General features: G+C 34.1%; 16 protein-coding genes. 6 read left to right on the top strand and 10 right to left on the bottom strand.

The genetic code is table 11. From position 1 onward, the window contains the following. Window positions 1-262: 262 nt before the first annotated feature. Window positions 263-406, bottom strand: a complete 144-nt coding sequence (locus V7149_RS20665) for a hypothetical protein (RefSeq protein ID WP_335347477.1) — start codon at window positions 404-406, stop codon at window positions 263-265. Between the two features lie 455 nt (window positions 407-861). Continuing rightward, window positions 862-1,125, bottom strand: coding sequence for a hypothetical protein (locus V7149_RS20660; protein ID WP_335347476.1), 264 nt, complete (start codon window positions 1,123-1,125; stop codon window positions 862-864). A gap of 954 nt (window positions 1,126-2,079) precedes the next feature. Here V7149_RS20660 and V7149_RS20655 point away from each other — a divergent pair. Continuing rightward, window positions 2,080-2,652, top strand: a complete 573-nt coding sequence (locus V7149_RS20655; RefSeq protein ID WP_335347478.1) for a GNAT family N-acetyltransferase — start codon at window positions 2,080-2,082, stop codon at window positions 2,650-2,652. A 278-nt stretch (window positions 2,653-2,930) separates the two neighbouring features. Here V7149_RS20655 and V7149_RS20650 read toward each other — a convergent pair whose 3' ends face one another. Both V7149_RS20650 and queF read right to left on the bottom strand, forming a co-directional pair. After that, window positions 2,931-3,458: a VUT family protein gene (locus tag V7149_RS20650; protein WP_335347475.1), complete on the bottom strand. Its 528-nt coding sequence runs from the start codon at window positions 3,456-3,458 to the stop codon at window positions 2,931-2,933. A gap of 14 nt (window positions 3,459-3,472) precedes the next feature. After that, a complete protein-coding gene (queF, locus tag V7149_RS20645; RefSeq protein WP_335347474.1) occupies window positions 3,473-3,970 on the bottom strand; it encodes a preQ(1) synthase in 498 nt (165 codons plus the stop codon). A 412-nt stretch (window positions 3,971-4,382) separates the two neighbouring features. On the opposite strand from queF, the gene V7149_RS20640 reads away from it, so the two are divergent. Both V7149_RS20640 and V7149_RS20635 read left to right on the top strand, forming a co-directional pair. Continuing rightward, window positions 4,383-4,820, top strand: a complete 438-nt coding sequence (locus V7149_RS20640) for a hypothetical protein (protein WP_335347473.1) — start codon at window positions 4,383-4,385, stop codon at window positions 4,818-4,820. Window positions 4,821-4,830: 10 nt separating this feature from the next. After that, window positions 4,831-5,040: a helix-turn-helix transcriptional regulator gene (locus V7149_RS20635; protein WP_335347472.1), complete on the top strand. Its 210-nt coding sequence runs from the start codon at window positions 4,831-4,833 to the stop codon at window positions 5,038-5,040. 207 nt (window positions 5,041-5,247) lie between these two features. Here the strand turns inward: V7149_RS20635 and V7149_RS20630 are convergent, their stop codons facing one another. From V7149_RS20630 to V7149_RS20620, 3 genes are all read right to left on the bottom strand, one after another. Continuing rightward, complete coding sequence (locus V7149_RS20630) at window positions 5,248-5,421, bottom strand: asparagine synthase (RefSeq protein ID WP_335347471.1); 174 nt, start codon at window positions 5,419-5,421, stop codon at window positions 5,248-5,250. Window positions 5,422-5,530: 109 nt separating this feature from the next. Continuing rightward, on the bottom strand, window positions 5,531-6,556 hold the full coding sequence (gene splB / locus V7149_RS20625) for a spore photoproduct lyase (protein ID WP_335347470.1): 1,026 nt from the start codon (window positions 6,554-6,556) through the stop codon (window positions 5,531-5,533). Then, entirely contained in the window at window positions 6,553-6,804 is a 252-nt protein-coding gene (locus tag V7149_RS20620) for a transcriptional regulator SplA domain-containing protein (RefSeq protein WP_335347469.1), read from the bottom strand. Before V7149_RS20620 ends, splB begins: the two co-directional genes overlap by 4 nt. A gap of 157 nt (window positions 6,805-6,961) precedes the next feature. Here V7149_RS20620 and V7149_RS20615 point away from each other — a divergent pair, with 157 nt between their 5' ends. Further along, on the top strand, window positions 6,962-7,327 hold the full coding sequence (locus V7149_RS20615) for a carboxymuconolactone decarboxylase family protein (RefSeq protein WP_335347468.1): 366 nt from the start codon (window positions 6,962-6,964) through the stop codon (window positions 7,325-7,327). A 284-nt stretch (window positions 7,328-7,611) separates the two neighbouring features. Here V7149_RS20615 and V7149_RS20610 read toward each other — a convergent pair whose 3' ends face one another. After that, window positions 7,612-8,040, bottom strand: a complete 429-nt coding sequence (locus tag V7149_RS20610) for a ferritin-like domain-containing protein (RefSeq protein ID WP_335347467.1) — start codon at window positions 8,038-8,040, stop codon at window positions 7,612-7,614. 124 nt (window positions 8,041-8,164) lie between these two features. Between V7149_RS20610 and V7149_RS20605 the strand changes: the two genes are divergently transcribed. Then, entirely contained in the window at window positions 8,165-8,590 is a 426-nt protein-coding gene (locus tag V7149_RS20605; protein ID WP_335347466.1) for a pyridoxamine 5'-phosphate oxidase family protein, read from the top strand. Window positions 8,591-8,646: 56 nt separating this feature from the next. Here the strand turns inward: V7149_RS20605 and uvsE (V7149_RS20600) are convergent, their stop codons facing one another. Both uvsE (V7149_RS20600) and uvsE (V7149_RS20595) read right to left on the bottom strand, forming a co-directional pair. After that, the gene (gene uvsE / locus V7149_RS20600; protein WP_335347465.1) at window positions 8,647-9,612 is read right to left on the bottom strand and encodes a UV DNA damage repair endonuclease UvsE; all 966 of its coding nucleotides are present in this window, start codon (window positions 9,610-9,612) and stop codon (window positions 8,647-8,649) included. Between the two features lie 53 nt (window positions 9,613-9,665). Further along, window positions 9,666-10,619, bottom strand: a complete 954-nt coding sequence (uvsE, locus tag V7149_RS20595; RefSeq protein ID WP_335347464.1) for a UV DNA damage repair endonuclease UvsE — start codon at window positions 10,617-10,619, stop codon at window positions 9,666-9,668. Window positions 10,620-10,887: 268 nt separating this feature from the next. Between uvsE (V7149_RS20595) and V7149_RS20590 the strand changes: the two genes are divergently transcribed. Further along, window positions 10,888-11,712, top strand: coding sequence for an alpha/beta fold hydrolase (locus tag V7149_RS20590; RefSeq protein WP_335347463.1), 825 nt, complete (start codon window positions 10,888-10,890; stop codon window positions 11,710-11,712). Window positions 11,713-12,114: the final 402 nt, after the last annotated feature.

Below are 12,114 nucleotides of genomic sequence, written 5' to 3'. Positions count from 1 at the left end.
CAACATCGGAAGAAGAAGCAACGTCAGAAGAAGACGCAGTAACTGATAATCATTATTTCAAAGAGCCAAAAGGCTCTTTTTTTATGAAAGGCGGTATTTTGTCTTGATTGTTGGTATTGCAATAATTTCTTTACGGTTACTAAGTGGCCGAGCACTATTTTGGGTAAAAACAAACTAGGAATTCTGGATTCTTAGTCAAAAGAAATTACACCACAAATTTTGCAATACACCATTTAAACGTCTTCGCTGCAGTGGAAAGTTTCTAGATCTTCTTTGTAGTAGAGTTCGTATAAATGTCGAGTATCCGCTGGGTCTGACTTAACCTTTCGAAGGCTACTTTTCTAGTTTCGTAAGAACCCACTAGATTCACTAAATCTGGAATCACTAATAGGTCTGTCACTGTCATTATTTCCTCTCGCATCCAAGACGAGACTGAAGTTTTTTTTCATATGTAAGTATCTTAGATATGACAGCTCCAGCGGGATCAGTGCCGACTGCAATAAAATCAACAATGTTTCTTGAATTAATCAATTTGTATTTCCTTTACCATTAATTTATTTCATGAAAAAAAATGGGGGAGAATTAGGGAGAGATAAAGTTTTTATACAGTTTAAGAAATATATCATTCACTTAATAGGATTTGAAAGTTTAAAAAGAGTGGAACAATTTAATCCACTCTTCTTCCATTTCTAGTGTATAATATTACATTTGAAACATCATTTGGGATAATAGAAGAAATTCGAATTCTTTTCCTGGGTAAGATTTTCGAGATGCCTTAACGCATTATTATTGCTTTGAAATTCATCTTCTTATTTTTAGTGAAGGTGGGATAATAATTTTATTCCACCTTTTATTCAAATATTAACGACGACGACGGCGTCTTCTTTCTCTTTCTATATCTATATCTATGTCTAAATCTTGATCCTGATCATTTTCCTGTTCTTGTTCAGATCTCACTCTAGCGTTACTGCGGCTGTTGAGTCTGATATCAACCCTAGAATTACCTGAGTTAGTAATATTAGAACGTGCAACGTTGGTATTTTTATCGGTATTTCGAACATCCGCTTCTGATTCTGAATTAGATCTATTTCTTAACTCAGATTCAATATCTGTATCAAAATCCACATTTACATTTGTATTTTCATTATTTCTTCTTCATTATTTCTTCTTCTTCTTAACATTTTTATCGACTCCTTCGTTTTTCATAAAATTACCTTGCATTAAACCTAATCAAAATCTATATCAAAATATTAGTTTTGTATTTTTTCTTGTTCTTGATTTGGATTAATACGAGCATTAGAAATTACACTCCAGAATTAATCGAAAACCTTGACAGTAGCATGTGTGGAAATATAAGTTTTTCGCAGTTTTACTAACTTCAAATTCAGTTTTTGACTTATCTCTGTTTCTGTTACGAATATCAGTTTTAACATCTCAGTATAAATATTTACCTTGATCTATTCATTCCTTTTCCTGTTTTCTCAACCTTAAATAAGTCTCCCCTTTCTTATTTACGTTTTTTCCTTTAAAGCCACTTTTCTTTCTTTTTAGTGTCCTCAGTAATACTGTATTCCTATGGTATTAATGATGAATAGACTAATCCCACAAATACGTTTGTTTTTTTACCCTTTTGGTAAAATTCTTTCATTAACGAGTGCTTTAGCACAATAAATGAGGAACTATTTTTGCAGTTTTTACGTGTTTTTCAATGTTATGCATTCGGGAGCGACTATAAAGTAAGTTTTGTATAGGGTCATTTAGTGTGAAGAAGGAAAATCATTTTGATAAGAAGAATATAAAAAGTGTTGTTAAGAATATTTGATGGAAGAATCCATCATGAATGGGATCGAAGCTGACGAATTACCACCGCAGAGCCATACCTTACAATGGATTACTTTGGGAGTAACATTAAGATTGCTGTTCTGACTGTGGTTCATTTTATTATTCTTAGACTTAAAAAGAATGGCAGCAAGTTCTGCAACAAGAGATGAGCTTTTACTTAAAGAAGGACAAAAGAGCCCAATTCATCTGAAAATTAATGATAAACTAACTGGAGAATTAAATAAGGGGGGATTTATTATGACCAAAGATGTTGAAACTTTTCCGGTACTTGAAACTAATAGATTAGTATTGAGAAAAATTGAAAAAGGCGATGCAAACAGTATCTTGAAATATCTATCTGATAAAGAAGTAATGAAATATTATGGTTTAGAACCTTTTAAAACAATTAACGATGCTTTAAACGAGATATCATGGTATCAATCGATATTAAATGAAAGAACTGGAATAAGATGGGGAATTACTTTAAAAGGGGAAGATGAAGTTATTGGTAGTTGCGGATTTCATAACATGATACCTCAACATTATCGAACTGAAATTGGATTTGAGTTAAGTAAAAGTTATTGGGGGCAAGGATTAGCAAGTGAGGCATTGGAAGCTGTAATAAGGTACGGATTCGAACATTTAAAATTACAAAGGATCGAAGCGTTAATTGAACCGCCTAATATACCGTCACAAAAGTTAACAGAAAAACAGGGATTTATTAGAGAAGGGTTATTGAGGAATTATGAGTTTACTTGCGGTAAATTTGATGATTTATATATGTATTCATTGTTAAAGCAAGACTTTGATATACTTCAAAAAGAGAAATAAAGTATTTAAACAATTAATTATATTTCCGAGACCGAGAAGCGTTAATTTAACACTACATTATTAATGAACCTACTTTATTTAAATCAATTGTACATTGAATATATGTAAATAATGTGAGAACCATTGATTTTACAATAGTTCTCACATCGAAGTTTAGATATACGCGATTTGTTGGAGGTACCTAATAGATTTAGTCTGTGGATACAAGTTATTGTTGGATTAAACCGTATATAATTGTATTATGGCTAATTAATGTAATTATGAAATGGACTCAGTTATTAAATAATTTCTTTCTTAACACTTGCCAACTGCAGCACCAATACCCCAAGAAACTGCATGATCACTTTTACAATGATCTGGCCTAATATCGCCATCCAAATCACATTCCATGGTAAAATATTTGCACCAATTGGTGACAACCCGACAACGACAAAAATCGCTGAGTCTAATATTCCACCAATCACGCCGCTATACAAAACGCGTAAGTGCATCGGTAAATTTAATCTTGAATAAATCTCCGTATCAGTCGTTTCCGAAACAGCGAAGCTTATCGCACTTGCAAAAACAATCCACAACGTATCTCCAAGCAGATAACTAGAAATGGCTGATAGAATTAATGCTAAACAAATAAAAAGATAAGTTTTCTTTCTTCCATATTTATTTTGAACAAGATCCCGAAATATAAATGTTGCCCCAATTAGAAATGAACCCATCGGAATTAGAAAAATGCCAACTTCAAGCGGTGCAAATTTGGCAGTAACAACGTTTGCCAAAACGATCGCAAATAAATAGATGACTAATCTCATGTTATTTTCACTCCTTATCGATTATCAACTTTTTCGGGATATAAATCATGATTCATCAATCGATATTCTGCCATTTGTTCATATTTTGTGTTTGGTCGGCCGTAGTTTGTATAAGGGTCAATTGAAATTCCGCCCCTAGGCGTAAACTTGCCCCAAACTTCAATATATTTTGGATCCATTAATTTAATTAAATCGTTCATAATAATATTCATGCAATCTTCATGAAAATCGCCATGATTCCGAAAACTAAATAAATATAGCTTTAAAGATTTACTCTCCACCATCTTTTGTTCAGGGATATAACTAATATAAATCGTTGCAAAATCCGGCTGACCAGTAATTGGACAAAGACTAGTAAACTCAGGACAATTAAATTTCACAAAATAATCACGGTATGGATGCTTGTTATCGAATGCCTCTAAAATCTCAGGCGAATAATCAAACAAATATTTCGTCCCTTGATTTCCCAGTAAAGTAATATCTTCTAATTCATGATCTTGACGTCCGGGCATAAAAAAATCCTCCTATTTGTCCCGACTGGACAGGGAGGTTAGCAGAATTGAACCAATAAAAAAAGCCATATCTATTTGCGGATATGGTTTACACCATAGTTTTTTATAGAGGGTTTCTGCTATGAACCTCTCCCGTTCGACCGGGTTTCTTTATTTAATTGATAAGGATACTATAAAGGAAAGACAAAGTAAGTGTCAATAGATAATTCCCTCGCCCTCTTATGCGGAATTTTCCAAACCTAGGTTATGCAGTGGTTGCTCTCCAATTAATGACTTATTAATTCATTATCATGTTTTTGATTTATTAACAGCTGTCATTTTGGAAAAAATTTCTATGTTAAGCATGCAACTTTGTAACCTTGAGGTTATATAATGAGTATTATAGGTTGCTTTTTTCGGGGAGATGAGACATTTGAAAAGTGAAATAGCCCATTTAGAAATGAAAAGGAAGAATCTTATTGTAGGAAATTTGGTTGGATTTATTTTGTGGCAAATTCCATATTTAGTTCATTATGTGATTTCCAAACCAACCATCGTCTTAGGCTATAGTTCAATTATTTCTGTCATTGGTTTGTTCATTTGGTTATATTACAACATTAGACTTATTAAATTTTCTGGGCAACTTCGAAAAAAACATGAATTAGCTCGCTCATTGAATGATGAATATTTTCAAGTAATACGACTAAAGAGTTTTACATCGGCATTTTGGGTACTGTTGGGGTGTATAGTAATATTTTTTGTTCTAAGCCTGTTCATTAAATTAAACGTTCAGTTAGTATTGCATGCATTAATTATTATTGGAGTTGTCAGTGCTCTTATTTCTTACTTGATTTTTGATAAAGATAACTAAGAGGTAATATATGATGAATGGAGATTATCTGAAAAATATTATAAAAGTAAAAAGAGCCGAAATGAACCTTACTCAAGAGCAGTTGGCAGAATTGATTGGGGTAACGAGAAAAACCATAAACACTATTGAAAATGGTAAATTTATTCCCAGTACCATATTAGCGATTAAACTGGCAAGGGTATTTGGGGTTCCTGTTGAGGAGCTGTTTATTCTTAAGTAATTTACTCCCTAGCTTTACGACATCGTAATTCAGAACGGTAACATGTTCAAACTATTAAAAAGCTAAAAATATGCTTTTTTTTATTCATTGCTTCAAATTTCCGGCTCTTTTTATTCAAAAAACAAACTGCCGATAATAGTCATTCATGGAAGTAAGGAAATGGCTAAAAGGAGGTGAGTCTACAAGAAAGCTCATCCTCCTTTAAATCTAACGGCGATGCCGGGCAAGGTCTATTACGCCTAATACTACGTGTGCTAAGCCAAATCCAAAAACGGTATTTGCAATCATCTTATTTGAACCTCGTTTTTGTTTTAAAGCGTAACCGGTAGCAGTAACAGCTGTACCTAATGCAGTCGGAATAATTCCTTCACGAATATTCATAGTAATATCCCCCTACATCGCATTTAGTTGGTGTTTAATCACCACCATTATTGTTGCCTTTATTAGTGTAATTATGCTATCTCCAATGCCATTGGAAGGCAACTTCCTTTTAAGTAAAATATTCTAATTTTGCTTCGGGGAAAAACTTTTCCATATAAGTGTAAAGATGTTTTTTTATATCCTCTTCTTCTTCTTTTTGATAAATATATTTTCCTATTCCATATTTACCCCATTTATATCTCCTTTTTTCTTCATCTAATTCTAACTTTGTCATAGGGTAGTTTTTTTCAATTACTCTCTTTGCCGGTTTTGTAAAACGATGCTGTATAAATTCAAAGGTAAGATCTTTCTTTGCTTCAGGAGGTAATTCAGCATCCAAACGCTCAAACATATGAAAGTATCCATCCTCCCATCCTTCATGAAGATAGATAGGTGCTACTATAAATCCAAGTGGATACCCAGCTCTTGCCACTTTTCCGGCAGCTTCAATTCTTTTTTCTAAGGGAGAAGTCCCCGGCTCAAAGTTTTTAATGATGTAATCTGCATTCACACTAAAACGAAATCTTGTTTTTCCGTTATGTTTAGCATCAAGTAAGTGATCTACATGGTGAAATTTTGTAACAAATCTTAATTTGCCGTATTCCGATTTTCCAAAATGCTCAATGGCTCTTTTAAGAGTATGGGTCAAATGATCAATTCCTACAATATCGGATGTACAAGAGGCTTCAAATCTTGTTATTTCTGGAGCGCGCTCCTCCATATATTTGTCGGCAGCCTCAAGAATTTCCTCTACATTAACATATGTACGGATATACGGCTTACTTCCCATCGTCGTTTGTAAGTAGCAATAATGACAGTGACCCATGCAGCCAGTTGCAAAAGGAATAGCATACTCTGCCGAAGGCTTCGAGTTGTCAAATTTAAGGGTTTTTCTAATACCAACAACTAGTGTTGACTTGGCCACCCGGTATCTTTGAAATTCGTTATCACCGGGGAGATTTCTTACTTGATTGTGGGAAGTGGTATGCCGAATCTCGATATCCATCTTTTTAAATTTCTCATGTAGTTCTTTTCCTAAAGGATAATCTAATGCATCAGGTTCAAAATAAACAAGTTTGGGTGTAAATGGTTTCATTCCAATATCCCCTCTGAATCATATCCGTAATAATAATGATAGGCCTGGTTTGCCTCTTGTTCTGTAGAATAAACAGCAATTTCATTTGATAGCGGATAATATGTTTCATATAAAAACAAGGCTAATTCATTCGCATTTTCAGGGTTATTGACTACTGCTGCTGCTTGAACATTCGCTACATCTTGGGTATGGGGATTACGATAAAAAACATAAACAATATCTCCAGCCTGATAATTTTGGTTTTCCATTCTATCACCTTCGTTTTATTAGTCCTATTAAGATTCTGCCATTCGTTCTGACAAATTATGATTTCTTAATTATGGAAAGGGATGAACAGGGAGTAAATAATTTATAGTTTGCTCATAATAATTTTGATTTACATAATATGAAGGAGTTGAATGTCATTTGGAAATGAAATCTAGAAACTCTACTGAAAATGCACTCATCAATTATAAAGAAGGGCTAGGTATGTTTGCCGAAAAAATGCCCGAATTTGTAAGTCAGTTTAATGCATTCACTGAAGAATGTTTTAAAGAAGGAGCATTATCTCAAAAACAAAAACAGTTAATCGCATTAGGAATTAGTATCCATGCTCAGGATGAGTATTGTATTATCTATCACACAAAAGGATGTCTTGATCAGGGATGCTCGGAGCAGGAAATTCTTGAAGCTATAGGTGTGACAGCGGCATTTGGTGGAGGAGCTTCTTTGAGTCAAGGGGTTACTCTTGTTCAGGAATGTATAAATGAGATGAGTCAATTGAAACAGTAAAAGGGTTTAATCCATATTTACTGTCAGATAACGATTGTGATTTATTTAAGGTGAAACCGTAAAGGTTTCATCTTTTTTGTTTGAATAACCATCTAGGTATTTTATTTCATACCATTAAATACCCCGTTTGCTGCAATATCCGTACCAACTTCATTGCCGTTTTGCTAACTTCATTGTTGCGTATAATGAACATTCCGTTTCTATATTTAGTTGCAGAACTTTTAACTCATTAAAATATGATAAAAGCACGATAGCAGAATGGTAATCTAAAAACAGTTATAAAATTATTGCAAAAGACGATTTAAAAAATCTACATGCTGCCTATCTTTGTTTAGCACTTCCTCAATCAATTGATGGCTTTCTGGGTCTAGATCCCCTCTTACAATTTCTTCAGATATTTGAATCCCATAATAATCTTCTCCTGTTAAAGCACTTTTGATAATACCTGAGGAAGTATCAGGAATCTTAAATTGGCTAATAAAGCCTTGAATAGAACCAATAACCCCTTCATCATCTACTGGCGTACCTCCGAGGTTTTGAATTCTTTCCGCAACTTTAAGGGCATGGTTCTTATGATCTTGTTGAATTCTTTGAAATTCACTTTTTATGTAAGGGTCTTTTAATTTTTGTATATGGTGTTCATAAGCATGGATCCCCATGTATTGCCCCTTCAGAAATTTATTTAAAGTATCTATTACATTGTTAACTTTCATTTAAATTCACTCCTTTTCTGTTTATTTTCTTCTATATATTGCAGGTTATCCAGCTTGTGAAATTTTTGTTTTTGGAAATGATAAGAAGGAAATTCAAAATGACTTAATAAAGGAGTATCAACCAATGAGTAAAGATTTAAAAGAAAAAGTGCTGAAAATTATATCCGATCATAGAACAGGCATCTTGTCATCGGTTGAAAATAATAAGCCCCATTCACGATATATGACGTTCTATAATAACCATTTAACGTTATATACACCAACAAAAAAGGATACCGAGAAAGTAGAGGAAATCGAAAAAAACCCTGCTGTTTCGGTATTGTTAGGTTATGAAGAGAATGGGCAAAGTGATGCCTATGTTGAAATTACTGGTACAGCTGCCATTAATGATTCACAAGAATTGAAAAACCAATATTGGGATGATTCATATAAAAAATGGTTTGACAGTCCAGAAGATCCAAATTACGTGTTTCTTCAGGTGCAACCTGAAACTGTTCGTATACTAAATATGGATGGTGAGCCACCCCAAGAACTTACTTTAGGATATTGAGGTAACTAGTCTGACTCCATATAAATCAATGCTTTTCAAATTAGCTCTTCTTTCTATTACATTAAAGAGAAAGAAGAGCCATCAATCATTTCAACGTCATTCCTTGATTTGACTTCATCCATTAATTTAAAAAGCGCCTCATCTTTCCTCTTAGCCTCAATCATACAATCAATTTGCGGAACACTGCCTCGTATTACGTTAAGGAATCTAAAAAACATATCGATATCTACATAATCAGAATGATGGCGAAAGGCTTTATCACTTTTTGGACTTGATATATGCATTTTTATTGGGAGCGGTGAATGCTTCCATGTCTGTACAACTCTATCCCAGTTGATTTCCCAATTGGGATCTTGGTGATAGGCAAGATGATGATGATAATCGAAAACTAGAGGGATGTTTAGTTTTTCACATAAGTAAAGTGTATTTTCTAATGTAAAAGAAGTATCATCATTTTCAAGCATGATCATTTTTTGAATCTTTTTTGGGACGTCCATCCAATTATCGATAAAACGTTCAAGTGACATGTCGGTTTCTTTATAATTACCGCCAACATGCATGACACACCGATGAGTCGGGTCAATCCCCATTGCCTTTAATAATAAGTAATGCAGCTTTAAGGTACTTATTGAATTTTTCAAGATGTGCTTCTCTTTTGCATTAATGAGAACAAAGTGGTCCGGATGAAAATCAACTCGTATCTTATGTTTTTTTGCGAAATCTCCAATCTCACGAAGTGGCTCTCTTAGCGGTTTTAAATAATTCCAATCAAGAAGCTCTTCGTGGTTGGCTAAAGGAATAAGGCGAGAGGTTAGTCGATAAAAATGAATGTCAGACGCGGCATTATGTTTTAACAGTCTTAGAGTATTGTGCAAATTCAAAAGTGCAATTCGTTCTAATTTACGAATGGCTGCTTCCCGGTCATCAATTTTCTGGAATTGGGCAAAAGTCATTGTTTTTGATGGGGATGCATTTTTAAGTTCCATACTCATTGCGACATAACCTAGACGTACAATCGTCATTTATTCCACCTCATCAAAAATTATGGCGATAGTTTTTTCCTGTTTCATTACGGTTACCATTCCACCGCTGCACTTGAAATACGTTTGACTCCCCGAATGGCAGCTATTTTTTCAACAAGTCTCTGCATGGCAAGATTCTTTTGTTTTGCTTCTATCATTATGTCGAAGTCTTGATTCAACTCCTTTGCCATCTTAAAGAAGGGAAGGACAAAGTCTATAGAAACAAAATCAGCATGGGAACGATAGGCTTGATCAGACTTTGGGGAAGAAATGTGGACTTTCGGTACAATATTAGAACGATTCCAAGTGTTAAATATACGGTTTAAATAAAGTGGGAGGTCACTTTCTTCGCTATTCGCCATATAGTGATGATAATCGAGTACCATTGGGATGTTTTCCTTTTCACAAGTAAGGAGTGTTTCCTGAATATTATACGTTTTATCATCATTCTCTAGCGTCATAACCTTCTTAATTTCCTCTGGCAATTTTTTAAGATTTTGATGGAAGCGATTTAATGACTCAGTTTTATCCCCATAGGCTCCGCCGATATGAATATTAATTAATCCCGTATTCAAAGCATTCATGGCTCCCAGCATCTTAAAATGATATTCCATATCTTTTACTGCATTCATCGTTACTTCTTCTCTTGGGCTTGTGAAAAGTGTAAATTGATTTGGGTGAAAGCTTAATCTGAGTTTAAATTGTTGTAATAGACTTCCAAGTTCTTTCCATTCATTTTTGAATGGGGTAATGAAATCCCACATCACTTCAGGATGGGTTGCTAAAGGGACAAGTGAGCTCGAGAATCGATATAATTCGATTTCATGCGCGATATTATAATGCAAAATTCTTTTCGTGTGATGTAAATTTTGTGCTGTAATAGATTTCAGCTTTTCCATTCGTTCGTCTTTAGGAAGTGTTGAATATCGTGCAAAAGTTACAGTTTTTGATGGACTTGCATCCCATAAGCCCAATGCATTTGCTACATAGCCGAACCGAATCTTCATTTGCTTTTTCCCCTTGGCTTTATACTTTGACTAGAAGTCTATTTTAAATAGGTTATTTATTTTATTTTCTGCAATAATCTATTTCTGTATACGGAAAATAAGAATGGAAGAAATCATAAGTGTTTTGAAATTGGAGCTGAAAAGAATTTTCCTTTTTAAAAATCAGTCGGATAAATCTCCTAATTTTCAAATGTGAGGCCATTCAAAAATGGAATTAAGCGTCATAGATTAGAATATAGTAGGTAAAAACTAGGAGTGAAGTAAGAGTATGTCATTTATAAATGGAAAATACATTGAAGTTGATTCTGGAGTAGAGTTGTTTGTTCAAGAAGCAGGCAGTGGAGAACCTATCGTGTTCATCCCGGGGTTTACGTTTACAACAGAAGTTTTTTCTAAACAGGTAGAATATTTCTCAAGGACGAATCGAGTTATCGTTATTGATCCAAGAAGTCATGGCAGATCGACTATAGCCATTCATGGAAATGATTATGTCTCCCATGGATCAGATTTAAATGCGGTACTTCAGGCGTTAGATGTTAAAAATGCTACTCTTTTAGGATGGTCTTTTGGTTGTTTGACAGTTTGGGAGTATATTAAGCAAAATGGTTTTGATAATATCAAATCACTAATCCTTGTAGACATGCCGCCTAAATCTTTATCAACAAAAGATGATGATTGGGTTGAAGGACCACTAGATGATATTTCAGCAATTTATAATACGTATTTACGAAATTCAAGCGGACAAAGGGAGTTCATTACTAGTTACATAACTCAAGTAATGGTGCAAAGAGAACTTGATGAAGAGGAATTATCCTGGCTAGTTGAACAGTCTTTAAAAACTCCACATTATATTGCAGGCAATTTGTTTGCTTCAGGAATGTTTTCTGATTATCGAGAAGAAGCGAGAAAAGCAAGCCAAACTGTTCCCACATTAGCCGTTGTAGCAGAGCATTGGGCTGATCATGCAGTTAATTATATAGAACGAATGACACCGGAAACAAAAATAGAAGTTCTTGGTGGACACATGATGTTTTGGGAGTATAGTGAAAAGTTCAATGAGATTGTTAACGATTTTATTAATAAGAATGACTAAATGTGTATAATAAAAAGTCACAGTGACTTCCCGAAATTTTATCGTATGTTAACAGGATATTAGGGAGACACTGAGTTTGCCCTTAATTTCTTGACTCACAAGAATAATTGAATTAATGAAGCAACTTTGTTATAATATTATCGACTTTTTAGAAGTGGAGGTTTTCCTTGTGACAGCATCAATGAGATTAAGATTCCCATTTTTCATTCGTTAATTAAATACGTATGAAGGCTCTGCCTATGTTCAGAGCAACGGGATTGGTCTGTCTATTTTTAAGGGAACCTATATTTAACGGTTATTTTAAAAGAGGGGATAAGTCTCCCTCTTTTTTTGTTGTCTTTAAAAATAATTAGATCGGTATGGGCGCATGAATGTGGGAAGCTTATTTAATAAATTTTAAAG

Origin of the sequence: Bacillus sp. JJ1503, assembly GCF_036965125.1 — a bacterium.
Classification (GTDB): domain Bacteria; phylum Bacillota; class Bacilli; order Bacillales; family Cytobacillaceae; genus Cytobacillus.
Note: the sequence above shows the minus strand (reverse complement) of the source record. Positions and strands in the feature narration are given on the sequence as shown.